The sequence below is a fragment of the Pseudoalteromonas prydzensis genome, from assembly GCF_001661495.1.
Classification (GTDB): domain Bacteria; phylum Pseudomonadota; class Gammaproteobacteria; order Enterobacterales; family Alteromonadaceae; genus Pseudoalteromonas; species Pseudoalteromonas prydzensis.
Genome location: NZ_BDDT01000001.1, coordinates 964991 through 991974 on the forward strand (window position 1 = coordinate 964991; position 26984 = coordinate 991974).

The following is a 26984-nucleotide window of genomic DNA, read 5'->3' on the forward strand; positions in this document are numbered from 1 at the left end:
ATGCAGGCTTTTGGTTATTAATCTTCCATTCATCTATTTTGTCGAACTATTCAATCGCTTTAAACCCTAGAAACTAGCTAGCTAATCGTTTTTTTCGCAACTATAGTTTTCTTTGTTAACTCACAGGAGAACATTCATGTTAAACAAAACAACTTCGACAGTAACAAAAGTTGCCGTTGCTGTTTCATTACTTTTCGCAAGTAACAGCCAAGCTGCGACTGACGTTAAATCAAATAATTTTTGGTGGCCTGAACAACTTAACCTAAGCCAACTACGTGCGCACGGTGCAGAGTCAGATCCAATGGGCGAGAACTTCAACTACAAAGACGCCTTTTTGAGTTTAGATCTTAAAGAAGTTGAAGCAGATATCGAAAAAGTCCTCACCGATTCACAAGATTGGTGGCCAGCAGATTATGGTCATTATGGCCCGTTTTTTATCCGTATGGCATGGCATGCATCGGGGACCTATCGTACCTTTGATGGTCGCGGTGGCGCAGGTGGAGGCCAACAACGCTTTGATCCACTTAACAGCTGGCCTGATAATGCGAATCTAGACAAAGCACGCCGCTTACTTTGGCCAATCAAGCAAAAATATGGGCGCAATATTTCATGGGCCGACTTAATTGCCTTAACGGGTAATGTTGCACTTGAATCGATGGGCTTTAAAACCTTTGGTTTTGCCGGTGGCCGTGAAGATGATTGGGAACCAGATTACGTATACTGGGGCCCTGAAGGGAAAATGCTAACCGACGAGCGACGTGACAAAAAAGGCAAACTTAAAGGCCCACTTGCAGCAGTAGAAATGGGTTTAATTTACGTTAATCCTGAAGGCCCACACGGAAACCCAGATCCATTACTTGCCGCAGACGATATTCGTATGTCATTTGGCCGTATGGCAATGAACGATGAAGAAATCGTTGCCTTAATCGCCGGTGGTCATAGCTTTGGTAAAGCACATGGCGCTAAAAAAGCTGATTGCTTAAATGCAGAGCCTGCTGCCGCAGGTATCGAAGAGCAAGGCTTAGGCTGGAAAAATAAATGCGGTAAAGGTCACTCAGAAGACACCATAACCTCAGGCCTTGAAGGTGCATGGACAGTTACGCCAACACATTGGTCTATTAACTACCTGCAAAATTTATTTAACTTTGAGTGGGAAAAAACGAAAAGCCCAGCAGGTGCAACACAGTGGATCCCCGTAAATGGCCAAGCTTCTAACCTAGTGCCAGATGCACACATAAAAAATAAGCGTCATGCGCCTATTATGTTCACTACCGATATCGCTTTGAAAGAGGACCCTGAGTTCCGTAAAATTTCTCAGCGTTTCTTAAACGATCCTAAAGAGTTCGAGCTGGCATTCGCCAAAGCGTGGTTCAAACTAAATCACCGTGATATGGGCCCACGTGCACGCTACTTAGGCGACCAAGTACCAGAAGAAGTATTGATCTGGCAAGATTACATTCCAGCAGTTGATCACCCACTGGTAAACAACAAAGATGTCACTAACTTAAAAGCATCGATTTTAGATTCAGGCTTGACTGTACCAGAACTTGTTCGTGTTGCTTGGGCCTCAGCGGCAAGCTACCGTGATACCGATATGCGTGGTGGCGCAAATGGCGCACGTTTACGTTTAGCACCACAAAAAGACTGGCCAGTAAACAACCCTAAAGAAGTGCAAAAAGTACTTACTAAGCTTGAAAACATCCAAACTAAGTTTAATAAGAACGCCGCAGGCGGTAAAAAGATATCACTTGCTGACATGATTGTACTGGGTGGCGCTGCAGCCATTGAAAAAGCGGCCAAAGATGCTGGCTACTCAGTAAACGTACCATTTCAAGCAGGCCGTATGGATGCATCATTGGAAATGACTGATGTTGAGTCATTCGACGTGCTTGAGCCAACAGCTGATGCGTTTCGTAACTACTACAGCTCGGCGTGGAAGTCACCGGCCGAAATGCTAGTAGAACGTGCCGACTTACTGAGCTTATCGGTCCCTGAAATGACCGCACTTGTCGGTGGTATGCGTGCATTAAATGCGAACACTAACCAAACTAAACACGGTGTTTTCACGGCAAAGCCAGGCATATTAAATAACGACTTTTTTGTGAACCTGCTTGATATGTCAACTAAGTGGTCTAAGTCATCGACAGAGGGCATTTACGAAGGCCGCGACCGCCAATCAGGAAAGCTTAAGTGGACCGCAACTCCGGTTGATTTAATCTTTGGTTCTAACTCAGAGCTTCGTTCAATTGCTGAAGTGTATGCCGCAGATGACGCAAAACAAAAGTTTGTTGATGACTTTATTGCTGCGTGGACAAAAGTGATGACACTCGACCGCTTCGACCTACGTTAAGCGTTTACTTTCATAATTAACCAAGCCGCTTTTTAGCGTCAATCTGAAGCGCGGTATTAAACCGCGCTTGTATATTTTTGAGTTTACAGTAAGTCAAAATTACTCAGCCGAAGTTACTGCCTCAACAGAGCTTTCGTCTCTCAATAAATATTTTTCAAGCCATTGCTCTTGCTCCCAAAGCACATGCAGTAAACTCTTGCGAGCACGGTAGCCGTGCGCTTCGTAAGGTAACATCACTAAACGGGCTTCTTTTCCTAAACCTTTTAATGCGGCGTACATACGCTCGCTTTGCATTGGGAAGGTGCCGTGAGATTAAGGGTGGATCTTCTTGGCTGACGCTCTGAAATCAAAAAAGCGCGATATCAAACCACGCTTTCGTATTTACTCTGCAATGACAGGCTCTATTTTAGCGGGTACATCATCGCTCAATAAATATTTTTCAAGCCACTGCTCCTGCTCCCACAGTACATGCAGTAAACTCTTACGAGCGCGATAACCATGCGCTTCATATGGCAACATCACTAAACGGGCTTCTTTTCCTAAACCTTTTAATGCGGCGTACATACGCTCACTTTGCATTGGGAAGGTGCCCGAATTAGGATCTTCTTGACCGTGGATCATCAGCATAGGTTCGTTAATTTTCTCAGCATGGAAAAACGGCGACATCGCTGCGTATACATCCTGTGCTTGCCAAAAATCACGTTCTTCGCCTTGAAAACCAAACGGTGTTAAGGTGCGGTTATATGCGCCACTGCGGGCAATACCGGTTTTAAATAAATCACTGTGTGCTAATAAGTTTGCCACCATAAAAGCACCATATGAATGCCCTGCAATGGCAATTTTATCTTTATCTGCTATGCCTTTTTCAACCAGTACATCAACCGCAGCTTGTGCGCTTGCAACTAACTGCTTTCTGAACAAGTCATTTGGCTCTTTGCCTTCAACGCCAACTATTGGCATTTTCGGGTCGTCAAACACCGCAATACCTTTAGCAAGGTATGGCATCGGTCCCCAATAACCAACATAGGTAAATTCATAAGGAGACTCACGTACTTGTGAAGCAACCGCTTTGTCTTTGTATTCAAGCGGGTATGCCCACATTAGTACCGGTAGTGGGCCTTGGGTTTTATCGTAGCCCGGTGGTAAATATAGAGTGCCTGATAACTCCACGCCATCATCACGCTTATAACGAACCAGCTCTTTTGTTACCCCTTTAAACGCCGGGTACGGATGCTCGAAAGTTGTAAGTTGTGTAAGCGTGTCATCGTCTAAATCACGAATAAAAAAGTTAGGTTGCTGCGTTTTAGATTCGCGAATAGTGATTAGTCGCTCACCTTCATCATCTAACATAGCGCGTACACGTTCATAGTACGGCGCTTGAGATTGCCATAACCGTTTGCTGCTATTGGTTTTTATATCGTATTGATCTAAAAACGGCACATTCCCTTGCTCTGACGCACCATTGCCTCGCAAGAATATATAACGACCGCCAACGACTTTAATAACGTTTACGCCCAGATCATTATGTTCATAGATGACATCACCGGGATCTTTATAAGCGTCGTTATAACTGCGCTCAGAAAATAATACCCGGTTGCGATCAGCATTGCGTGGTTGAATAACATAAGTGCGCACTTGGCGATCACTAAAGCGCCATTCACTCAATAAAGCAACGTTTTCATTAGCCCATTGAATGCTCGAAAAGCGACGTTCAACTTTAGCAAATAGTTTTGGTTCACGCTTAAATGGCGAGCGTAAGCTATATAAATAATCATGATGAGGCACATCGGTTTTCATATCACCGCCATCTTGCGCCTGCGCCCAAATAACTTCAGCACCTTGGTCATCACGCCACTGAAAGTCACGGCGACCGGTGCGCACACTGTCATAACCTTGCGGGATATTATCGGCAAGGGGTTGTTTAGCAAGCTCTACCAACGTATAGCCACGCATTCCCCACACCTGCCATGTCGCTGCAAAACGGCTATATGGCACTTGATAAGAAAAAGGTTCATCAATACTCGCAACGAGTATGTTGGTCGAATCTGGTGAGATTGAAAATGATTTAAATAATGCGGGTTGGCCAATTGCTGAAGCAACACCACTCATGGGAATATAATGTAATTGTCCTTGGCCATAAAACTTAAATTGCTGTTCATCAAATGGGCTGGTTAGTAAGTTTTGATAAGTACGCGCTGGCGCCTTTTGCCCAGTACTTTGCTGAATAACTGGCACTACGCTGTTGCTGTCATTAGTCAATCTTGGTTTACCCAAATTAACAGCTACGTTAGCAACAATAGCTGTACTATCTGGTAACCACTGATAGGGGGCTGCGGTTAACACAGAATTAAGCACGACGTCTGACAACTGTCGTGCTTGTTTAGTTTGCGAGTTATAAACCCATAAGTTGGCTTGGCTTGGCTGTTCAACAATAAACGCGAGGTATTCACTGTTACTTGACCATTTAGGCGAACGGATCACCCCGTTTGGCAAGTTATTAACTTCAATCACAGCCCCAGTCGCAATGTGTTTTAATTGCAGGCCACTAAATTTAGTGCGAGGACGTGAGCGGGAAAAGTTAGCTGGATTTAACTTTATGCCAGCGAGTTTTAGTTCTTCTTTGGCTAAATCATCCAAAGTCTCTACACGTTTGCGATCAAATAGCGCCAACCATTGACCGTCGCCCGATAAATAACTACTAGGGGCTAATTTAGCATCAACTAAAGCAGCCAAATCACTGGAGGGGGTTTGATAGCCTTGTGCAGCAAGTGCCGAGCCAGTCACACTTACACTCAGCACTAACGCGAATAAAAGCTTAATACCTTTCATGGTTTATCCTTGGTTTTTATTATTAATGACTGTATCTAAACATGTTTTGCAATCTTCATAAAGTTTTTGCGAGTATTAGGTTTATATACCCAAACTGCGTTAAACTGGCGACTTAGTTCAAGCAATTGCTGACGCATAGATTAAAATGAAAACAAAAACCGATAAAATCACTATTTTTGACGTTGCCAGAGAGGCCGAGGTTTCAAAGTCAACGGTGTCCTTAGTGCTTACCCAAAGTGACAAAGTCAGTGATAAAAGCAAAGCAAAAGTACTACAAGCCATTGATGCATTAGGGTATGTTTATAACCGTGATGCAGCTGCGTTGCGTAGCCGTCGTTCTAACTTAGTCGCTTTAGTGATCAACGACTTAACCAATCCTTATTCAGCCCAACTTGCAGTGGGTCTTGAGAACCATATTCATACATTAGGCATGTTGCCCATGTTGGTTAATACGGCTGAAAGCGTGGAGCGGCAAACTCAAGTAGTTAAAACACTCAAAGAATATAATGTGGCTGCATTTATTATGTGCCCTGCCCCTGGTACGACCCAGCAATGGGTAGACGGACTCATTGAGAGTGGCTTTCCAGTTATTCACATTATGCGAGAAGTGCCGTTTTGCGGCGCGCCAACTATATTGCCTGACAATAGAAAAGGCACTCACTTAGCGACCTGCCATATTTTACAACAAGGCATTGCTGAGGTTGCATTTGTCGGTGGTACAGAGGATATTTCCGATCACCATGAACGTTTAAGTGGTTTTCACAGCGCCCTACAACAATTTAATTTGCCTTTGGGTAAACCAATTATCACCGCAGCCACTAATCGCCAAGGCGGGCGGGATGCATTTAATACTCTATACGCACAGCACCCTAACACGAAAGCTATAATCTGTTTTAACGATGTTATCGCCTATGGGGTTATTGAAGCGATACGTGAACAAGGCTTAGTGCCGGGTAAAGATATAAAAGTAGTGGGTTTTGATGATTTAGCTGACTCATGTTTAATGTCGCCATCACTGAGCAGTGTCACTATCAATGCCGATGATATCGGTAAGCGCACATGCCAAGTATTACAAGAGTTACTCAATCAAACCGTGCCTGCGGTACGTACCTTAGTCGATGTAACATTACAGGTAAGAGATTCAAGTCAATGAAAAAAGTATTAGTAATTGGCTATGTATGGCCTGAACCAAATTCATCTGCTGCGGGCACGCACATGATGTCGCTGTTAAACGCATTTAGGGCACAAAATTGGCAAGTTGAATTTGCCAGCCCCGCACAAAAAACCGAGCATATGGTTAATCTTGATGACTACGGGATCAGCAGTGCAACAATTGCCCTTAATTGTTCAAGTTTTGATGAATATGTTAGCGACTATGCACCCGATATGGTGATGTTTGATCGCTTCATGATGGAAGAGCAATTTGGCTGGCGAGTAGATAAACACTGCCCAAACGCATTAAAAATTCTCGACACTGAAGATTTACAATGCTTACGCAATGCCCGCCATGAAGCACATAAAGGCAATCGTGAATTTAATCACAGTGATTTACATTCTGATATCGCAAAACGAGAAATCGCCGCCATTTTACGCTGCGATATAAGCTTAATTATTTCCAGCTTTGAAATGCAGTTACTAGCAGATGTATTTAAAGTAGATAACCGTTTATTACATCATTTACCCTTTATGGTCGATTTAACTGCGCTGCCAGTGCAAACAAAATCATTTGCACAACGTCAACACTTTATGACCATTGGCAATTTTCGCCATGCGCCAAACTGGGACGCCGTTTTATATTTACAACAAATTTGGCCACTCATTCGTAAACAACTCCCCCAAGCTGAGCTACATATTTATGGCTCTTATCCGCCGCCTAAAGCGACAGCCTTAAATAATCCCAAAACTGGCTTTTTAATAAAAGGCTGGGCCGATGATGCTTATAAAGTAATGGAAGATGCCCGAGTCTGTTTATCACCGCTGCGTTTTGGTGCAGGTATAAAAGGTAAACTATTAGAGGCGATGATCATGCAAACCCCAAGTGTCACAACATCAATCGGCAGCGAAGCTATGCATAATGATTTACCCTGGGCTGGCACAATTGCAGATGAAGCACAGCAGTTTGCTGATGCCGCTGTAGCGCTTTATCAAGATCAACTGCTATTTAAAAAAGCGCAAAAAAATGCGCAAGCCATACTAAACGCGACTTATGATAAAACCGCGCTCACTGCTAATTTAATCGATAAAATTATCACTACAGAGGATCAGTTAACAGCGCACAGAGAAGCAAACTTTACTGGTCAAATGCTCAAACACCATACCATGCGGAGCACCCAATATATGGCGCAATGGATTGAAGCAAAAAATAAGTAACTTCCCATTAGAAAAAACTAGACAGGCGGGGATTTGTGTTTAAAATTCCCGCCAAACTAGGTAGGCAAATTTAGATGTATTGTCTATATTTTTTAACTGAATAATTTAAATTTTGGTTCAATACACATTTGAAAACCGCAACCTTTACTGAAAAGCGCAAATTCATCGTTAAACTGGGAAAAATGCTTCATAAATACGGCACACCAGCTTATCGACTCGAAGCCCACTTAATGGAAGTGGCAACTTATCTTGATCTAAAATCATCGTTTGTTATGTCCCCTACTTCGGTTACTTTTGTGATCTGGACCGATGGCCACGAAGACGAATACACCCATGTTGCCCGTGTTGATCCTGGTGATCATGATTTAGGCTCATTGGCTGACACCGATGATCTCGTCAATAAAATGCTCAATGGTGAATTAACTTTACACGACGTTGATAAACAGCTTGATATCATTTTTGACGCACCAAACCCCTACAACAAAGTACTCACTGGTATTGCTTTTGCCACCTCTGGCGGCGCATTTGCAATGCTTATGGGTACTAGCTGGAACGACGTCCTCTGGTCTGGTTTGCTTACGTTTATTGTGTATTTATTTGTTCTTTGGTCAACACGCTCAAAACGGGTTGCCCATATGCTTGAGCCACTCGTTGCAATTATTTCAGCAATACTGGCCTGTGCGATTAGTGTTTATATCGATGCACACATTAATATTCGGTTAATTGTCCTGTCAGCTATCATAGTATTTATACCTGGGCTTGCCCTTGCGCTTGGTTTAGCTGAACTTGCAGCGCGCCACTTAGTATCAGGAACAGCCAGGGTAATGGACTCGTTTATGCTGTTGTTTAAACTCTATTTTGGCGCATTTATAGGGATAGCAATTGGTTTTGCTTTATTTGGTCAAGCGGATTTTGTACAACCAGAGCCTTTACCTAAATGGACTGCTTGGCTGGCAATATTTTTACTCTGTAGCAGTTTAATTGTTATCTTTAGAACCAAACTCAAACATGCGACTTGGTCAATTGCCTCTGGCTTTATTGCTTACGGTACCAGTATCGGCTCGGCCATGTATTTAGATTACACCTTGGGAACCTTTGTTGGCGCATTTTCAGTGGGCGTATTTAGCAATTTATTTAATCGTATTGCCAATGCTCCAGCATCAATTGTTGCTATGCAAGGACTGATTGTTTTGGTCCCTGGTAGCAAAACCTATATTGGTTTAAATTCATTGATAGAAGGGCAAGATTTTGTTTACGCTGAACACATTGGCCAACAAACATTCCTAATATTTATGTCTCTAGTAGCTGGCTTAATCTTTGCTAATGTCGCACTGCCACCGAAAAAGAGTTTATAACACACAATAAGCACCTCATTTTCTAGGCTCTTAATTGCAAAGAGCCTAGCGAAGTTACTTCACCCATCGCAAAGTGTGTATTCGCCATTGATGATTTGCCAGCCCCTTTACCATTTACCTTTCATTTTTTAATCCACTAGTTGTGAATTAGCACAATTAAGAGCATAAGAACGATTAAGTAAACTTAACTTATTAAATAAAAAACAAAATAATGAAAATATAAAACACTGATATATAAAAATTAATATTTATAACTTTTGATTTTATTTTAAAATTCATTACTTTCACAACTATTCACTTCGATTCAAGACTCTCGTTTTAAAAAGGCGTTTAATAGAGCCACAAACTAAGTTGTCAGTGGCTATTTGGGCTCATAAAACAAGCCAAAAAAGAATCATTAAGCTGCCATTGTTAGTTTGTAGACAACGGTCTTATCACATTCGACGAGTAAAATGACTAAATATGTACGAATGGTAAGCCCTTATTTGACACAACAAAATAAAGTTTTGATTCAAGGGGAATCGAGGATGTTAAAAGTAAAAATAAATAAACTGCATTTAGCAGTGAGTGCATCACTAATTACATCTGCACTTAGCTTACCTATGGTAGCGCACAGTGCTGAACTTAAAAGCACGGACGAAGTTGAAGTGATCCAAGTTCGCGGTATTCGTGGCAGTGTTGTTAAATCACTCAACACTAAGCGTTACTCAAACGCGATTGTGGATGCTGTTACTGCCGAGGATATCGGTAAATTCCCCGATCAAAACGTCGCAGAATCCTTACAACGGATCACCGGTGTATCAATTAGCCGTAACTTTGGTGAAGGTGAACGCGTAAGTATACGTGGAACCGCTGAGAGCCAAAACCGTACACTGTTAAATGGTCAAGCTGTAGGCTCCGCCGATTGGTGGACTAACTCTGCGGCAAGTCGTGGCTTTAACTATACTTTGTTGCCGTCTGAAATTGTCTCAGGGTTAGAAGTGTATAAGTCACCTGAAGCGGATATTGATGAAGGCTCAATTGGCGGTACGGTTATAGTACGTACTCGTAAACCGCTTGATTTAGAGGCCAATAAATTTGCGGGCTCAATACTTGCGCAACACAGTGAAATTTCGGGCGAAACTGACCCACAACTCTCCGCCATGTATAACTTTAAAACTGAAGATGAAACCTTCGGTGCGCTTATTTCATTGGTTCGCCAACAGCGTAATTTACGCCGCGATGGAATTGAGTCATGGAGCTGGGCAAAACGTGATATTACCCTAGAAGACGGTACTGAATATAAAGACGTTTACAGCCCAGGCGGCGGTGGCTCAGCGATGTTCTTACAAGAACGTATTCGTACTGGTATCAATTTAGCTGTGCAGTATCGCCCTACCGAGCAATTAGATTTGACCTTCAATGCCCTTGATTCAACCCTTGAAGCAAATAATGAAAACCAAAACTTTCTTTGGTTACCAGGGTATGGTGGCTCACAATACACTGATGTTACGTTAATCGAGAATGACCAAGTTGGGACAATGCTGGTTGGCGGCACATTAGGGTTATCACCCACAGCAAATAACATTTTAGATGAAACTAAAGTACGTAACTCTGAAATCAAAACCAAGTCATACGATTTAAAAGCCGACTATCAAGGCGAGTTATGGCTGACCAGTGTGCATGTTGGTTATACCGAAGGCAGTGGTGGTTCGCAAGCTGATCGCAGCGTTGGCTGGGAAGGCAATTATGTACATAGCTTTGATACATCCGCGGTTGAAGATGTACGTACTACTTATGGCGCAGATCCAGCAGATGGTAAAAATTGGGATTTAGGCTTTTTACGTTACGACAGTAATGATGCCAAAGATGACGAAACTTACCTACAAGTTGATTTTACGCGCCCAGTTGACATCGCTGTCTTTAGCAAAGTGAAATTCGGTTTAAAGTATCGTGATCATTCACGTTTTAACACCAAAAACACCACAGATAACCGCACGGATTTAGGCTGGAATTTAGCTGACTACTCACTATCAATGCCATCTGATTACTTATCAGGGCTAGGCTCAGACGGTACGTTACGTGATTACGCAATCACCGATTCAGATAAAGTACGCCGCGAAGGTGATGCCCTTGATTGGAACTACCGTGTACTTAAAGCCAGTACCTTTGAAGTTGAAGAAAAAATCACCGCCGGTTATATCAAAGCTGATATCGATGTTGAAGGTATGCGCGGTAATTTAGGGGTTCGTTTAGTACAAACTCAGCAATCAACGGCAGCTTATGTCGGTGAAAGTGGCTCTGAAGTATGGACCAATGATGACCGCGACTATTTTGATATTTTACCTAGTATCAATCTAGCAATTGATTTAGATGACGATGTGCTGCTGCGCTTCAGTGCAGCCCGTGTTATGTCGCGCCCAGATTATGCATCGATGACACCTTCAACATCTTATAACCTTGAAACACAAACAGGCAGTGGCGGTAACCCTGATATTGACCCATATCGTGCTACGCAGTTTGATTCTGGAGTTGAATGGTATTTTAGTGACGCTGGTTTATTTTCGGCTGTCGTATTTTATAAAGATATTCAATCTTTCCTAGATGTAACACCCAACCTTGAAATTCATGAAGGTGTAGAAATCTTAGTAAACCGCCCTACAAATGGCCGTTCAGGTCGTATCCAAGGTTTAGAGCTAGGTTATCAGCAAGAGATACTTGAAGGTTTTGGTTTAAATGCTAACTACACCTTTGTAGATGGTGAAGCAAAAGATGCTGATGGCAATGATACGATTATTCCTGGTAACTCGGAACACACTGTCAATTTAAGCACTTACTATGAAACAGAAACTTTTAGTACACGTATTTCATACAACTTCCGTACTGGTTACAACTCAGGCCAAGGCCATGGTTATGTTGATGATTATGGTCAAGTGGATGCGAACTTTACCTACAACGTAAACGATAATTTGGCGCTTGTTTTAGAGGCAATTAACCTCACGGACGAACATACATTTAGTTACCAAGAAGAAGGCGTTCAACAAGCGCTAACAGGTGTTTACGCAGATGGTCGCCGCTTTGTAGCCGGAGTACGTTTTAACTTTTAATTACCCATTTGTCGAACTCCAAGCTAACACAGGTATTCGACTTTAGCCAAGGATGGCAGCCCCTATGCCCAGGGGTTTAAAGCAGGCAGTCATTTGACTGCCTGCTTTTTTTCATTTGTGATATTAGTGCTATAAATAAGTCGCGTTAAGGCGCTAGTAATAATAAACAAAACAAGTACAATCAATAGGTAAAAACGTTACTCGAACAACATCGGCGAAGCATAATACGTGTCAGCACACACAATTATTAATCACAGTAAGCATACAACAAGATTTTGTCGCTACAAACTCTTACTAGTATCGCTATGTCTACTGTTTGCGCCTTTAACTAGAGCTGATTTACTCAGTGCAACCCTAGACTACCATCAAGGAAACTTCAGCGAAGCGCAAAGGGAGTTTCAGCAATTAGCGTATTTAGGTAATGCAGACGCAATTTATAACATTGCGGTTATGTATTTACATGGTCAAGGTGTTGAGAAAAACAAAGCACAAGCCTATGCTTGGTTCAGTTTAGCCGCCGATTTTGGATTACTTGATGCCCGTGATACGGCAATGCTAATCGCCAGCCAAAGTGATAATAAGCAGCCCCTTGATGATGCCTATAATGCACTATTAAAGCAGCTTAGTTTTCAGTGGTATGATCAACAATTGCGCCCTGAGTTAACCGCCAGCCCTGCCCCACATTCGAGTCCACAGCGCAGCTATACCGTTGAACCCAAATACCCTGAGCATGCCTATCAAAATGGCATTGAAGGATGGGTGTGGCTTGAATTTGATATTGATAAAAGCGGCGCTGTCACCGATATTTCCCTGATAGACTCATACCCAGAAAAAACCTTTGATCAAGCTATTATCAATGCTGTGAAACGCTGGCAATATCAAGGTGATAGCCAAACATTACCTTACTACAATCGTTCTTTGTTGTATCACTTCACCACTTATAAAGGGAAACAATACGAACAAAGCTTTAAAAGTCAGCAACGTGAGTACAATGAGAAAATTTCTGAGTTAATCGATGCCGCAGAGCAAGGTAATGCATTAGTACAGTATTATATTGCCAATTGGCTAAGTTCGGATGAATACAATGCCACCCGCTTATTGAAATACCATTGGCAACAAGCCAATGCCAATAGCGAATTATTACTGCGCTCAGCCGTCAACGGCTACGCCAATTCGCAGTATCGTATTGGTGCTAATATGTTGCGTGGCGAATATGGTAAAGTTGATCGAGAAAAAGGCTTAAACTGGATTTTACTCGCAGCCCAAAGTGGTTTTGTCAATGCGCAATACCGCTTGGGACGAGAGCTTTTAAATAGCCAATATGTCGATTATGCCCCCAATAAGGCCTTAACTTGGCTAAAAGCGGCCGCTGCACAAGGCTTATTCAGCGCTAAGCGTGAACTTGCCTTACTACTTTTTGAATTAAAAAAACCACCTCAGCAAGTTACGCAAGCCTTAGATTCTGCATTAGCAGATGATAGTGAACACCCACAATTATTATTACTTAAAGCAAAGATCCAAGCGGCAAATAACAAACCACAAGCGGCAAAAAAACTAGCCAATAACGCTTTACAAGAGGCTAATAGTCGGAATTGGGATCAAAGCAACATTAAACAATTTATGGCGACGCTGCCTTAATCGCTTTGTGTAATAAAATATCAGTTTCGATACCATCGACCTGACTAAATACCACTTGACTCCCATCCACTGAACTACTGATATTAAGATTGATATCAATATCATAACCATAAACACCCAGCTCTTTTATAAACACATTGCGCTTTTGCTCTGTTAAATAACAATACAGCAATAATTGATGACCTTGACGCAGCACATAATAAATCCCTTGTTTAAAAACTGCAGGTTTGAACAGTTCGAGAGAAGGTAATAACTGCGCCAGTGGAAATTGTTGCTCCAGCGCGGCTGAGAGATAAGTTCTTACGTGTAGATCATGCTCTAAATACGAGCTATTGAGTTGCCAAAGTGGGTGCTCTTCATCTAGCGTCTCAAATGCTACGTTATCTTTAACTAAGGTATTGCTCATAAGTTGAATATCATAGCGCCAATCTTGCCATTGTAACTGCTCATCGTCGCTTTGCTGGTTTCTAACTTGATAATAAATACTGTGGCTATCTGCTGACCAATGCACTCCATTAAGCTGCTCGAAACCCGATATAATGGGCACTAAACGGCGTGAAAAAGTATTGATCAAATACACATTTTGTTGCTCATCAGCCAATAATACATTGTCACCATTAGGTGAAAAAAGCAGGTACTTTGGGGTAATATCGCTGGGTAACGTGGCAATTAGGTTGGCGGTTTTACGCTGCTTATGTTTAAGCCATACTTCGATATGCGTAAAGCCGGTGATCCCTCTTCGCTGCAATGAAATAAACGCGCTTTGTTGTCCGTCTGGCGATACCGCAGGTAAAATGTCCATCCGTGCCGAAGAAGATAATTGCATGGTATTGCGAATTTTGGGGGTGTCTGCACTTAAATCTAATTCAATTTGATACAAATTAACGCGAGCTTGGCCTTCTGCATGAGCAATATCACCCGTTTGCGGATTAATTGCTAAATCGGCGACAAAACCTAATGGCTGATGGACCAATTGCTCATTGCCTTGGTAATCATAGCGGCGCAACGCGTCATCACCGAGCCAATAATAGTTCTGTTCACTGTCAAATAATAATGGTGCATGACTGTGGCGACTGCGCTTTATCTCTGTGCGTTTTAGTGATTGCGTTAAATCGACTTCACTGACGCTAAACCAGCCTTGATCTTTTTCAAGTATGAGCATTTTTTGCTGCTCATTAATATCAAACGTGAGTGGTTTAAAATCGCCCACGATTTGCTGATCTATTAAAGTCGGTGTAGGTGAAAACGCCAGCGTATATTTTACTAAGCGCGGCTGTTCATCTTGCCAATGCGTGGTGTAAATTGTGTTGTTCTCAGCCCAGTGTAACTTGGTAGGCCCGTGACGTTGCTGGCAGCGAGTGAGTTTAAACTCAGGACTCAAACGCCATGTTTCAATGGCATTAGAGACAGGGATAACGCGAATATCACAACTGAGCGGATCATACCTAAAATAAGCCAGCCATTTACCGTCTGGAGACCACACTGGTGCCTCTTCTGAATAACCCGAGTTTTTAATACTGTGCACAGTTTTACTTTGCTGATCATACACCGCTAAATCAAATTGGCTTTGCTGATCATTGGATTGGCTAAATGCTAAATATCGACCATTTGGCGAGTAACGTAAAAACACTTCAGCACCAGGTGCTGAGGTGATCCGTGATTGATACTCATAATTTAAACTGGGCATTTTTGGCGCAAGTAAATATTGGCTAACAAGTGTCAAAACGGCCCCAAGCATTAACCCCAGAGCTATAAATAAAGCAGACGTGCGCGGCTTAGCTGGAGTCACTTTGTCTAATAAGGTCGGTGCATCACTTACCTTTGCGATTAACTGATAGCCGACTCGCGGTACGGTACGAATAAATGTTGCAGTGTTTTTGTCGTCATGGAGGCTTTTACGCAGTTGTGTTACTAGCTGACTTACTGAATTATCGCTCACGACGACATCCGGCCAAAGCGTATCCATAATTATATCGCGTGATACCGCATTGCCTTGGTGTTCAAGCAATAACTTTAACAGCACCAACTGTTTAGCTTCAACGCCACTCCAACGCCCTGCCACTTTGACTTTAAGAGCAGCAAAGTCAACCAGTACATCGTTAAGTAGTAACTGTTTTAATTCGGCTGTTGGCATCGTTTGTTTTTACACACGTTAATCTATGGTTAAATTAGTCAAGAAAGCGTATTATAAGCAAATACGGTACATAGTAGCATACTCAATGAGTGTGTTCTTATTTTATAGGTAGTTATCACTGCTAGTTTTTCTCATGTTGCTCTAGTTGGGTTGAGTATGACAATAAAAATAAAAAAACTTGTTAACATAATGCTCATTTACAGCGTATTTAATACGCTTTACTCAAGTGCCCAAACGCCTTCTGAAACAGACCAAAATCAATTAGAAACAATTCAAATTAGGGGCTTTCATGACAGCGCTATCAAATCACTCCGCGATAAGCGTGATAGCCAGTCAATCATAGAAGCAATTAGCGCACAAGATATCGGTAAATTCCCTGATAAAAATGTCGCAGAAGCATTGCAACGCATTACCGGTATTTCACTTTCCCGTGCCCAAGGGGAAGGTGAACGTGTCGGTGTTCGTGGCACCACCCCGGAACAAAACCGTACTTTTTTAAATGGTCAAGCTATTGCCTCTGCTGATTGGTGGATCTCAACCCAACCTAATCGTGGTTTTAATTACACCCTGTTACCCGCAGATCTGGTGTCTTCTTTGGAAGTATATAAAACCCCACAAGCAGATCATAACGAAGGCTCGTTAGGCGGCTCTGTTAATATTAAAACGCAACGACCCTTGCATACGCAAAGCAATCAGTTTGTTACCAACGCGCAAGTACAATACAATGATTTATCAGGGGAATTTGACCCTCAGCTAGCCGTTTTTTATAACTGGACTAACCCAGAAAAAGACATTGGTGCATTAGTCACTTTTACCCGCAACCAACGCTCATTACGTCGTGATGGGCTTGAGTCATGGGGCTGGCATGAACAAAACTTTCAACAAAACAACGATGGTAGTTTATCTGCAACAGACAGCGACACAGCCGATCTGAAAAATATTTGGACCCCAGGTGGGGGTGGCTCAGCAATATTCCAGCAACAGCGAGTGTTAACCAGTGCCACCGCAAATTTTGAATACCAACCTAATTTAGATTGGAATATTCAACTGAATACTTTGTATTCAGTGCTTAACGCTGATAACAGTAACCAAAACTTTTTATGGCAGCCTAGTAGTGTGTTTGCCCGTGGCGGTCATATCAGCGATGCGAAGATTATTGATAACACCCTCGCCTTTGCCCGCTACTCAAAAGTTCCTGAACAAAACGCACAAAATTTACCATTTAGTACTGCTATGGAAGCTATTTGGCGAGAATCTGAAATAAATACCAGTAGTGTGCATTTAATTGTTAGCCAGCAAGCACACCTTTGGCAAAATCAATATCAAATTGGTTTTACCAAAGGGGGTGGCGGCTCAAAACAAGATCACACCTCACAATTCTCAGCCAATACCGCCTATACCGTTGATACCACAGAACGTAAAAATATAATCGCCAACTATGATGTATCCCCGCTTGATGGACAGGCTTGGCAACTTACAGAAGCACGTAACGACAGCCAAGATTCAAACGATCAAGAGTTCTATTTGCAAGGTGATTTTGAACGCGCAATTGATCATTCTATTATCAGCGCTATAAAAGTTGGCGCAAAGTACCGCGATCATCAACGTGATTTTATTCGTTATCGTTCATTTAACGGCGCATTTGATGGCATAGCCCAGCAACTTGATTGGACCTTAGCTGACTACCCGGCGGCTTTTCCCAGTAGATTTTTATCCGAAATTGGCGATCAACACACTCTCAAAAATTACAGCTATGTCGATATCAACGCATTATCTACAGATTTTAAAACGATCGACTTTATACAGCAGGAAGAAAAAGCCAGCCGTTTCGATATTCAAGAACGCACAACAGCAGGTTATGTTAAATTAATGCTTGATGGCAATGACTACCGAGCAAACTTGGGGGTACGCGTTGTTAATACTGAACAAGACGCCGGTGCTTATCAGCGTGTTGGTTCACCGATTGAACAACAAGAAAGTTTTGTGTGGCAGCAACACAGCAAAAATTATGTAGATATTTTACCCAGTGCCAATATCAGCTTTGATTTAAGTGAGGACTTAATTGCCCGAGTCAGTGCCGCGCGGGTAATGTCTCGTCCGCAATATAATCATTTAATGCCGTCAACTAACTACAACGTCACGCAGGCGCAAGGCCAAGGCGGCAACCCAGACTTAGATCCCTATCGTGCCAATCAATTTGATCTAAGCGTTGAATGGTATTTTGATGATGCCGCGCTGCTCTCTGTGGCATTATTTAATAAAGACGTTGAATCCTTTGTCGAATTTAAGCGCACCATTGAGCAACACGAAGGCATTGATATGACCATTGACAGGCCCATCAATGGCAGCGGCGGCACAATCAGAGGGGTAGAAATTGGCTATCAACAAGAGCTTATATATGGTTTTGGTTTGATCACTAACTATACTTTTGTTGATGGCGATCGCACTGATAGCATCTCAGGGCGTGAAAATTACGTACCTGGCACTTCAAAACACACAATAAATTTAACCAGTTACTACGAAAATGACTGGTTAAGTTCGCGTTTGGCCTATAACTATCGCACTCATTTTGCCACCGGTGTAGGGGAGACCATGATGGATGATTTTGGTCAACTTGACGGCAGCATTACCTTCAAATTATCTGACAAGCTTGATTTTGTAGTAGAAGCAATCAATCTCACCGATGAAATCACTTACCTGTATGAGCGAAATGAATATGCACCTACGGGCATTTACCAAAATGGTCGACGTTTCTATGTTGGTGTTCGTTACAGCCATTAATCGTTCACGCTTGCGTGTTGACCGCAAATTTTAACATTCTAGGTACGTGCTGTTATAATCCTTCGATAATTAAAACAAGTGAATAAAACAAGCGAAGGAAAAATCATGCTAAAAACTAGCTTAGCACTGGCCATTGGGCTTTCAAGCTCATTGGCGGTTGCTGCCACATCGTTAACCGTTGAAGATATTCCAAAAATTCAATCTGTGCTACAAACCAGTATCAGCCCAGATGGCGAGACTGTGGCCTTTACCCGCTCTGTACCACGTGAATTATACGTAGATGAAAATGGCACGAATTACAGCGAGCTTTATGTTGTTGATGATGAAGGTGTTGAGCGGCCTTTCATTACTGGCTCTGTCAGCATCAAGAGTATTCAATGGTCAAACGACAGCAAAACCATTTATTTTTTAGCAAAGCTGAAAGATGACAAATTTAGCGCGCTATACCAAATCCCGGTTGATGGTGGTCAAGCGCAAAAAGTGCTATCACTAAATGACACATCAATTTCTAGTTATCAATTAAGCCCAAACAACAAGCAACTTGCTATTTTAGCTATGCCAGCGGCTGATAAGTCTGAAAAAGAGCTGAAAAAACTCGGCTTTATGGCTGAAGTTTACGAGTTAGGTTTAAAGAATAAACAACTGTTTATTGTAGATTTGGCCAACGCAGACCAGCCATTAACCCCGCAACCTCTAAATGTTGCGAACTATGTCAGTGACGTTAACTGGGCAGCACAAGGCGACAAATTATTAGTTAAAACTCAGCCTACAGCACTGATTGACGATAAATACACTAAATCACAATGGCATTTATTTGATATTGCCAGCAACCAAGTAACCATGTCATTTGCCACCGAAGGTAAACTTGATGGCGCTGAGTTATCTCATGATGGTCGTTATATTGCGATTTTAGGTGCAGAAGATAAGCACGATCCGGCGACTGGCCGCTTATTTCTAGCGGATACTAAAACCGGTGAAGTAACAGACTGGTTACCCAACTTTATGGGGCATATCGTTGATTTTGAATGGTCTAATAAACGTAATACACTAAACTTTATTGCCAATGTAGGCACACAAAGCTTTGTCGCAAGTATTAAAACTGGTTCAAATAAATATAAAAAACTTATCAAAGAAGGTGAGCTTATTGCCTCAAACCTAAGTATTTCTGACTCTGATAAAACCATAGCGCTGCGCGGTAATACAGCTAAGCACCCAAATGAAGTATTTATTGTTCGTGGCTCTAAAGCGCAACGTTTAACCGATTCAAACACTTGGTTAAATGACAAACGTTTTGCTAAACAAGAGACTATTTCTTTAAAAGCCCGTGACGGTGTTGAGATTGATGGCGTATTAGTTTACCCACTCGATTACAGCGAAGGCACACGTTATCCATTGATCATGTCTGTGCACGGCGGCCCAGAAAGTCATGATAAAGATGGTTGGGTAACTAACTATTCTCGCCCAGGTCAAATGGGTGCAGCACGCGGTTATGCGGTGTTTTACCCTAACTACCGCGGCTCTACCGGTAAAGGGGTAGATTACTCGAAACTAGGCCAAAACGATTACGCAGGTAAAGAGTTTGATGATTTAGTTGATTTTAAAGATCACCTTGTTGGAATGGGCTTAGTAGATGGCAAACGTGTTGGCATCACCGGTGGTTCATACGGCGGCTATGCCTCTGCATGGGGCGCAACAAAGCTGACTGAACACTTTGCCGCAAGTGTTATGTTTGTGGGCGTAACTAATCAACTTTCAAAGTTTGGTACGACTGATATTTCCAATGAAATGAATCTAGTACATGCCCGCTCTTACCCGTGGGATAAATGGCAGTGGTATCTAGAGCGCAGCCCTATTTACTGGGCTGGTCAATCAAAAACACCGCTGCTTATTATGCACGGTAAAGACGATCCACGTGTACACCCAGCACAATCAATGGAACTATACCGTTATATGAAAGTACAAGGCAAAGATGTACGTCTTGTATACTACCCGGGTGAAGGACACGGTAACCGAAAAGTGGCTGCCCAATACGATTACAGCTTACGCCTAATGCGTTGGATGGATAATTACTTAATTGATGGCAACAAAGATATGCCAGCATTTGAGATTGACCACGCAGCGAAGCTAAAAGCAGTAAAAGACGCGAATAAGTAGCATCTAAAATTACTTCTTGAAAGGCCAACCACAGTGTTGGCCTTTTTCATTTTAACCTGTAACTTTTACATTGTTTTTATATATTCTTGCTACCAAATCTTTAAATATCAATATAAAACAATAGATTAAAACATGGCTCGCCACTTGCTTCTGTTAACTGCAAATAGGTTAAGCAAGGATAAATCATGAATATTTTTGAAGCACTACGTCACGATCACGATAAACAACGTTCACTGGTTGATGCACTTATTGAAACACATGGAGATTCACCGAATCGTCAATCGCTTATGGATAATTTAAAACATGAGCTGGAAGAGCATGCCAAATTTGAAGAGCGTTATTTTTATAATCCCTTAATGTTTGATGATTTAACTCACGAAAAAGCCCGTCATGGGATAGCCGAACATCATGAGCTTGACGAGTTAATTGAACAACTTGAAGAAACAGATATGAGTTCACCCGCCTGGTTAGTTACCGCGAAAAAGCTTCATCATTTAGTGCATCATCATCTTGCGGAAGAAGAACATGAGATATTTCAGCTAGCTGGAAAAGCGCTAACCGAAGCACAAAAGCAAAGCTTGGCGGAAAAATATAACAATGCGATGAATTAAACTTTAGAGGGAATTTTGCCCCCCAACTCTATAACACACCAAGTGTCTAATATGTTTTGTTCATTAAACATTTTCGTAACTGAGTGAAAAGCCCACCTCCCTAGCACTGGGCTTTTTACTCATATCATCGCCACCGGCCATTTAACATTGACTACCCTTACTGATTTTAAAGTAAATATTATTCACTAAATGTAAATATTTTCACTTACACAATTGAACATGCAACTGATAATTGTTATCATGCCGACCTCGGTTACTAATTAGATTTATAATCTTTATTCTTTTCATGAAGGAAGTACAATGAAATCCCGCCCACTTTATTTGGCCTCATTGATTAGTGCAGTATTAACATCAACAACACTTATTGCTGATGATAACACTGCTAAAAATATGGAAGTTATGGTTGTTACCGCATCAGGTTACGAACAAAAATTAATAGATGCGCCTGCGAGTGTTTCTGTTGTTTCTCGCGAAGATTTACAGAACAAGCCTTTCACCAGCCTCGCAGATGCACTTCGCGATATCGAAGGTATTGATGTCGGTGCGGGGCAAGATAAAAACGGTAATATCAGCATTACCATGCGTGGATTACCAGCTAACTATACGTTAGTACTCATTGATGGTCGTCGTCAAAGTGATGTAGGTAACATTGGCCCAAATAACTTCGGCAACAGTCAGTTTATGTACATGCCACCACTTGAAGCCATTGAGCGCATTGAAGTTGTGCGTGGCCCAATGTCTACGCTATATGGTGCAGACGCCATTGGTGGTGTTATTAATATCATCACTCGTAAAAACCTTGATACCACACATGGTAGCGTGACTGTAAGCAGCAATATTCAAACTGACGACCAGTACGGTAACGATAACAAAATCGACCTATATTTAACCGGTCCAAGCGGCATTGAAGGGTTAACATATGGTATTCGTGGTAGCTTCTATGACCGCCAAGAAAGTGAGCCAACATACAGCGAAAATTTACCATTACCAGATGGCAGCATGTGGGTTGATGACGGCAGCTTTGGTGATAAAAAAATTGTTGCCGCACATAACTGGAACGCAGGCGCAACAATAAACTATCTGATCAATAAGCAAAACGAAATTACCTTTGAGTACGATATAGCCAAACAACGCTACGATAACACCGAAGGTCAAACCGGTACTTTAGACAGCCCAATTAGCTTATGGCGTGCAAGTGGTGGTATTGTCCAACCTCGCGTTGGTTATACACCATATCAACGTGTTGAGCGTGAACAATTTGTCCTAGCCCATGTTGGCCGCTATGACGCTGGCACGCTTACCAGCAGCATTACCCAAAGCAGCAGTGAAAACTTTGGCCGCTCATTGCCACTGACTGTACAAGAGCGTTTAGGTGTGCAAGCTATTTGGGACCAAGCAGTACAAGATCAAGGCAGCACTAAACCAGAACTAACAGATGCAATTTACACGCAACTTGATGAGGCTTTTTTACCTCGTCCAATGCGAACACTAAAACTTGATAACTTAATTATTGATACCAAATTTGAGTCAAACATTAATAACCACTACTTTGTAGTTGGCGCACAATATTTTGATGCCGAGATGGAAGATGGCGTATTTGGTATGTACGGGGATGGTTTCCGTGAAGGGACCACTCAAGCTCACCGCCAAACCGCTATTTTTGCAGAAGATAATTGGGAAATAACCTCAGATCTTACTGCGACTTTTGGCGCCCGTTATGATCACCACAATATTTTTGGCTCGCAAGTGAGTCCGCGTGCTTATTTAGCTTACTCACCTGCCGATGAATGGACGTTTAAAGGTGGCGTTAGCACAGGTTATAAAACCCCAGAGCCAAATCAGTTATTCCCAGGGATCACCGGTTTTGGTGGCCAAGGTACGCGCCCTTTCGTGGGCACACCAGACTTACAGCCAGAGACCAGTGTAAACTACGAAATGGCCGCTTACTTTAACGGTAGTGATAACTTTAGCGGTAATGTAACCGTGTTTTACAATGACTTTAAAGACAAAATCATTAACCAAGATAACTTACCAAACTGTGAAGTGGCTGTTGGTGATGAGCCTTGCGTTGAAATTGGCGCAGGGTGGGCCGGTATTGGCAGTACTACATTCACACAAGCTGCTAACGTTGATAAGTCAGCAACTCGCGGTGTTGAAGTCGCTGCTAACTGGCAAATTATCGACAGCTTAGCACTGCGCGGTAACTTTACGTACACTGATAGCGAAGTGAAAAGTGGCCGCGATGAAGGCTTACCGCTCGTTAATACACCAAAAAACATGTATAACCTAACCCTTGCATGGCAGCCATTAGATGATTTGAGTATTTCACTTATTTCTGAAATTCGTAGCGATCGTTACCGTGGTACGGCAAATGTATCTGGTCCACAAGGCCCTGAAACGCAGAAGCTATATTACAAAGCCTATGATTTATATCATTTAGCTGCGAGCTATAAAATTAATGAAAGCCTCGCACTGAATGCGCGTATTAATAATCTATTGGATGACGATTTATCAAGCCGTACATGCTTGTTAGCAACATCACAAGAAGAATATGAATGTACTTCTGATTACAATACCACACAAAAAGCGCGTAGCTTTTGGGTATCTATGAGCTATAGTTTTTAATTTAGATTGATAATCAATTTACAAGCCCAGCATCGCTGGGCTTTTTTTATTTCCGAGTTACTTTATGATTTAAAAGTAAATTTCGTGTCTTCTACACGTAATATGTATAACGTAAAACAGGCTGCCCACATTGGCCATGCTGCAAAGAATAATAAGTTATTAAAACCATCAAAATACTGTGCATAGGATGAAAGTGTTGACGCGCCATGCATCAAAAATATCACACCATAAGTTATACGCTTTTTAATACCGGCCATAAAAGCTAAAACCAAAATTAGCTGTAAAGCACCTAATATATAAGCCACCGTATCGTTTGCACCGCTAATGCCATAAAAGTGCTCAAATATACGCGCACTATGCGCTGGGTTGACAAATTTATCCAAAGTCCACATTAGCATTACGACAAAGACACCTAAGCGTAATGAGAAAAGTGACCACTGTATGCGGTTTCTTAGATCAGATGATAAAGTTTGAGACATTTCATTTCCTTAAACAAGTGTTGTCATTTCAATTAGTGAGTTTAACAAGACCGCATAAGCCAGTTTTTATTACACGCGAACTCATTTTTCCAATATTCAGCTATGCTATTTAAATCGCTACTGTTTTAAAAAGTAATAAGAACACTGAAATATATTTCTAAAAACTGAGGTCTCTATTTCCGTCACTGATATTTAACTGCGGTAAACACATTTGAAATACACTTATTTAGCTTTATCCATCGCCATTACTTTGCAAATGCCACATGCCCTTGCGACCCAAGAAAACAATCAGCTATCAGCCAACTCAGCGATAGAAGTGATTGAAGTTTCAAGTCAGGTTATAAATGAACAAGGCTTTTCGCCAAAAAATACATCCGTTGATGGCCCCTTTGGTGATAATTTAGCACTTACAGATATTGCTCGTGCAGTCACACCAATCACCAGTAATATGATTGAACAACTTAATATTACGACTTTACAAGATGTATTAGCGGTCAGCCCTAATAGCTATTCAGCCAGTGGCTTTGGTGCGCCAAGTTTACCTACGCTGCGTGGGCAATTGGGTGAGCTATACCAAGATGGAACTCGTCGCCAAGCTGGTAACAATGGTTTTGGTGTACCGCTGTCGTTTAATGCGGTAGAGCAAATAGATGTCGTCAAAGGCGCACCTCCTGTTTTATTTGGCAGTAGTCAACGTAATGGCGGTTTTGTCAACTTGCACTCTAAAACTGCAAATACGCAAACGGCACAAGGCAAAGTAGTACTTTCTGCCGGACGTTGGGATCAATACCGAGCACAAGTGGATTACAGCGTTCCTATTGTTGAAGGCAAAAGCGGCTTTAGAGTCAGTGCTGAACACGTTGATAACGGTAGCTTCTATGATTATGCAGGCCATAAAAGTGATAGTTTGTTTGCTGCGCTGCGCTTTTTACCCGATAATAAAAGTAGCTGGGACATTAACTTTGAATTTTACCAAGTTGAATTTACTGATAACGCAGGCATTAACCGCCCTACTCAAGCACTGATTGATGACGGACTTTATATTACTGGTCAGGGTGTACAACCTAATGGCAGCAGCATTGCTGGCGCTGGTGCTATTGTATCACCAACAGGGCAAGTGGTGATCCCACGTAGTACCGTACTCACGGATCCCAATAATCAAAATAAAGCCACCACTTACTTACTTCACAGCATCTACAAGCGCGAACTATCAGCCCATACAACGCTAAAAAACATAAGTTATTTTCAGCATTTACAACGTGATGAAATTGCCCAAAACAGCTTTGTTGAAATCATTGATGGTGCAGATACAGCACAAAATCGCACCGAGCTAAATTACCAATGGAATGATAATCAAAGCACGCTATTTGCATTTGATGTTCGCTATAACAAAGTAAAAGGTTACAGCCAATTTACCACAGAGGCCGACTTACCGATTGATTTAACAGGCCCACTTGAAAACCGTCGGATCCCGCTCACTGCTGAACAACAAGCGCGTTTAGTTGAATTACGTCCCGGCGTTTACGTATCGCCTGGTGGTCAATACGATATAGATAACAATGGTAACGGTGATTTTTCACTTTCAGACACCACCGATTCCACCAGCTGGCAAACCGGTATTGCCCTGCAACACGACAGTGAGTGGACTAATAAATTACGTACCAGCATTGGTTATCGTCTTGATTACTATGACGTAACAGCCCAAGACCCACTAGCACCGCAAGGACAAGTAGCAGCCCATGATAGTATTTATGAGGCCTTGCATTCAGGCCAAGCAAGTATCAACTATAAGCTCACTCATACACTAACTAGTTATTTAGCCGCAAGTTATAATCAAGCCACTTCAAACAGCATGGCTGGCGGCACCACACTTGGTAGTGACAATAAAATCAGTGCACAAAATTTTGCCACGGATAATACCCTTACTGAAGTTGGTCTAAAATACAGCCCAGATGACACCCCATGGTATATCGATGGTGCGCTATTTAGTCAACGCCGTAGTTTACGAAATCGCGATGGCAGTAATACAGGTATCCGCACTCAAGGTTTTGAGGCTCAGGCCTTTTATGATGCACAACCATTTTGGTTAAGTGCCGGCTATAGTTACATCGATGCCCGCTACGATAACTCAGCTAGTAGCCAAGACTCCAACCAAGTAGCTGATGCATTTGATAATTCACGTCCTGACATAATTAATGGCACAAGTGTCGGCGCGCCTAATTTTGCCTCGTTTGCAGCGTCAACTCGTCGCGTTCAAGGTATACCTGAGCAATCGGTCAGCCTTAATGGTGGTTGGTTTATTACTCAACATTGGCAAGTTGGCTTAGGGGGTATTTATACTAAAAGCTACCCGCTTGATTACTTGGCCACTGTCAATATTCGCGATCAGTATACGTTAAACTTCAATACCAGTTATGAATTTTCACAGCAAACAAAATTACGTTTAGATGTGAGCAATGTTACTAACCAAGATAACTGGCGTCCAGTATTTGAAGGCGGTTACTTTGGCTCGACCTTAGTATTCCCTGAGCTACCAATCAATGCCAAGCTAACCTTTCAACACAGCTTTTAA

General features: G+C 42.2%; 14 protein-coding genes and 1 pseudogene. 11 read left to right on the forward strand and 4 right to left on the reverse strand.

Features of this window, described 5'->3' with window-relative positions; genetic code table 11:
* Positions 1 to 136: 136 nt before the first annotated feature.
* Positions 137 to 2350, forward strand: coding sequence for a catalase/peroxidase HPI (katG, locus tag A7968_RS03880; RefSeq protein WP_064665239.1), 2214 nt, complete (start codon positions 137 to 139; stop codon positions 2348 to 2350).
* Between the two features lie 99 nt (positions 2351 to 2449).
* On the opposite strand, the pseudogene A7968_RS03885 reads toward katG, so the two are convergent.
* Positions 2450 to 2656 (reverse strand): annotated as a pseudogene (locus A7968_RS03885) (alpha/beta hydrolase family protein); the annotation flags it as partial.
* A 75-nt stretch (positions 2657 to 2731) separates the two neighbouring features.
* The gene (locus A7968_RS03890) at positions 2732 to 5179 is read right to left on the reverse strand and encodes a S9 family peptidase (RefSeq protein WP_064665241.1); all 2448 of its coding nucleotides are present in this window, start codon (positions 5177 to 5179) and stop codon (positions 2732 to 2734) included.
* Between the two features lie 145 nt (positions 5180 to 5324).
* Between A7968_RS03890 and A7968_RS03895 the strand changes: the two genes are divergently transcribed.
* From A7968_RS03895 to A7968_RS03915, 5 genes are all read left to right on the forward strand, one after another.
* Positions 5325 to 6332 carry a LacI family DNA-binding transcriptional regulator gene (locus A7968_RS03895; protein WP_064665242.1) on the forward strand — a complete coding sequence of 336 codons (1008 nt, stop codon included), beginning with the start codon at positions 5325 to 5327 and terminating at the stop codon, positions 6330 to 6332.
* A complete protein-coding gene (locus tag A7968_RS03900; protein ID WP_064665243.1) occupies positions 6329 to 7549 on the forward strand; it encodes a glycosyltransferase in 1221 nt (406 codons plus the stop codon). The genes A7968_RS03895 and A7968_RS03900 overlap by 4 nt, the downstream gene beginning before the upstream one ends.
* 128 nt (positions 7550 to 7677) lie before the next feature.
* Positions 7678 to 8904 (forward strand): threonine/serine exporter family protein, encoded by a 1227-nt coding sequence (locus A7968_RS03905; protein WP_084448003.1) that lies wholly within the window; start codon positions 7678 to 7680, stop codon positions 8902 to 8904.
* Positions 8905 to 9431: 527 nt separating this feature from the next.
* Complete coding sequence (locus A7968_RS03910) at positions 9432 to 11990, forward strand: TonB-dependent receptor (RefSeq protein ID WP_064665245.1); 2559 nt, start codon at positions 9432 to 9434, stop codon at positions 11988 to 11990.
* A 228-nt stretch (positions 11991 to 12218) separates the two neighbouring features.
* Positions 12219 to 13628, forward strand: coding sequence for a TonB family protein (locus A7968_RS03915; RefSeq protein ID WP_227008973.1), 1410 nt, complete (start codon positions 12219 to 12221; stop codon positions 13626 to 13628).
* Here the strand turns inward: A7968_RS03915 and A7968_RS03920 are convergent.
* Entirely contained in the window at positions 13609 to 15762 is a 2154-nt protein-coding gene (locus tag A7968_RS03920) for a winged helix-turn-helix domain-containing protein (RefSeq protein WP_064665246.1), read from the reverse strand. The genes A7968_RS03915 and A7968_RS03920 overlap by 20 nt on opposite strands.
* A 156-nt stretch (positions 15763 to 15918) precedes the next feature.
* Between A7968_RS03920 and A7968_RS03925 the strand changes: the two genes are divergently transcribed.
* The 4 genes from A7968_RS03925 to A7968_RS03940 all read left to right on the forward strand — a co-directional run bounded on the left by A7968_RS03925 (position 15919) and on the right by A7968_RS03940 (position 23933).
* Positions 15919 to 18543 carry a TonB-dependent receptor gene (locus A7968_RS03925; RefSeq protein ID WP_064665247.1) on the forward strand — a complete coding sequence of 875 codons (2625 nt, stop codon included), beginning with the start codon at positions 15919 to 15921 and terminating at the stop codon, positions 18541 to 18543.
* A gap of 105 nt (positions 18544 to 18648) precedes the next feature.
* On the forward strand, positions 18649 to 20697 hold the full coding sequence (locus A7968_RS03930; protein WP_064665248.1) for a S9 family peptidase: 2049 nt from the start codon (positions 18649 to 18651) through the stop codon (positions 20695 to 20697).
* A gap of 185 nt (positions 20698 to 20882) precedes the next feature.
* Positions 20883 to 21308, forward strand: a complete 426-nt coding sequence (locus A7968_RS03935) for a hemerythrin domain-containing protein (protein ID WP_064665249.1) — start codon at positions 20883 to 20885, stop codon at positions 21306 to 21308.
* Positions 21309 to 21608: 300 nt separating this feature from the next.
* Positions 21609 to 23933 (forward strand): TonB-dependent receptor domain-containing protein, encoded by a 2325-nt coding sequence (locus A7968_RS03940; RefSeq protein WP_064665250.1) that lies wholly within the window; start codon positions 21609 to 21611, stop codon positions 23931 to 23933.
* Between the two features lie 62 nt (positions 23934 to 23995).
* Here the strand turns inward: A7968_RS03940 and A7968_RS03945 are convergent, their stop codons facing one another.
* Positions 23996 to 24412 (reverse strand): hypothetical protein, encoded by a 417-nt coding sequence (locus tag A7968_RS03945; RefSeq protein WP_064665251.1) that lies wholly within the window; start codon positions 24410 to 24412, stop codon positions 23996 to 23998.
* A gap of 211 nt (positions 24413 to 24623) precedes the next feature.
* Here A7968_RS03945 and A7968_RS03950 point away from each other — a divergent pair, with 211 nt between their 5' ends.
* Positions 24624 to 26984: a TonB-dependent receptor gene (locus A7968_RS03950; RefSeq protein ID WP_064665252.1), complete on the forward strand. Its 2361-nt coding sequence runs from the start codon at positions 24624 to 24626 to the stop codon at positions 26982 to 26984.

What these genes read in the sequence shown, in the direction of transcription:
- katG (WP_064665239.1), top strand. Translation starts at nt 137, where the DNA reads ATGTTAAACAAAACAACTTCGACAGTAACAAAAGTTGCCGTTGCTGTT.
- A7968_RS03890 (WP_064665241.1), bottom strand. Translation starts at nt 5,179, where the DNA reads ATGAAAGGTATTAAGCTTTTATTCGCGTTAGTGCTGAGTGTAAGTGTG.
- A7968_RS03895 (WP_064665242.1), top strand. Translation starts at nt 5,325, where the DNA reads ATGAAAACAAAAACCGATAAAATCACTATTTTTGACGTTGCCAGAGAG.
- A7968_RS03900 (WP_064665243.1), top strand. Translation starts at nt 6,329, where the DNA reads ATGAAAAAAGTATTAGTAATTGGCTATGTATGGCCTGAACCAAATTCA.
- A7968_RS03910 (WP_064665245.1), top strand. Translation starts at nt 9,432, where the DNA reads ATGTTAAAAGTAAAAATAAATAAACTGCATTTAGCAGTGAGTGCATCA.
- A7968_RS03920 (WP_064665246.1), bottom strand. Translation starts at nt 15,762, where the DNA reads ATGCCAACAGCCGAATTAAAACAGTTACTACTTAACGATGTACTGGTT.
- A7968_RS03925 (WP_064665247.1), top strand. Translation starts at nt 15,919, where the DNA reads ATGACAATAAAAATAAAAAAACTTGTTAACATAATGCTCATTTACAGC.
- A7968_RS03930 (WP_064665248.1), top strand. Translation starts at nt 18,649, where the DNA reads ATGCTAAAAACTAGCTTAGCACTGGCCATTGGGCTTTCAAGCTCATTG.
- A7968_RS03935 (WP_064665249.1), top strand. Translation starts at nt 20,883, where the DNA reads ATGAATATTTTTGAAGCACTACGTCACGATCACGATAAACAACGTTCA.
- A7968_RS03940 (WP_064665250.1), top strand. Translation starts at nt 21,609, where the DNA reads ATGAAATCCCGCCCACTTTATTTGGCCTCATTGATTAGTGCAGTATTA.
- A7968_RS03945 (WP_064665251.1), bottom strand. Translation starts at nt 24,412, where the DNA reads ATGTCTCAAACTTTATCATCTGATCTAAGAAACCGCATACAGTGGTCA.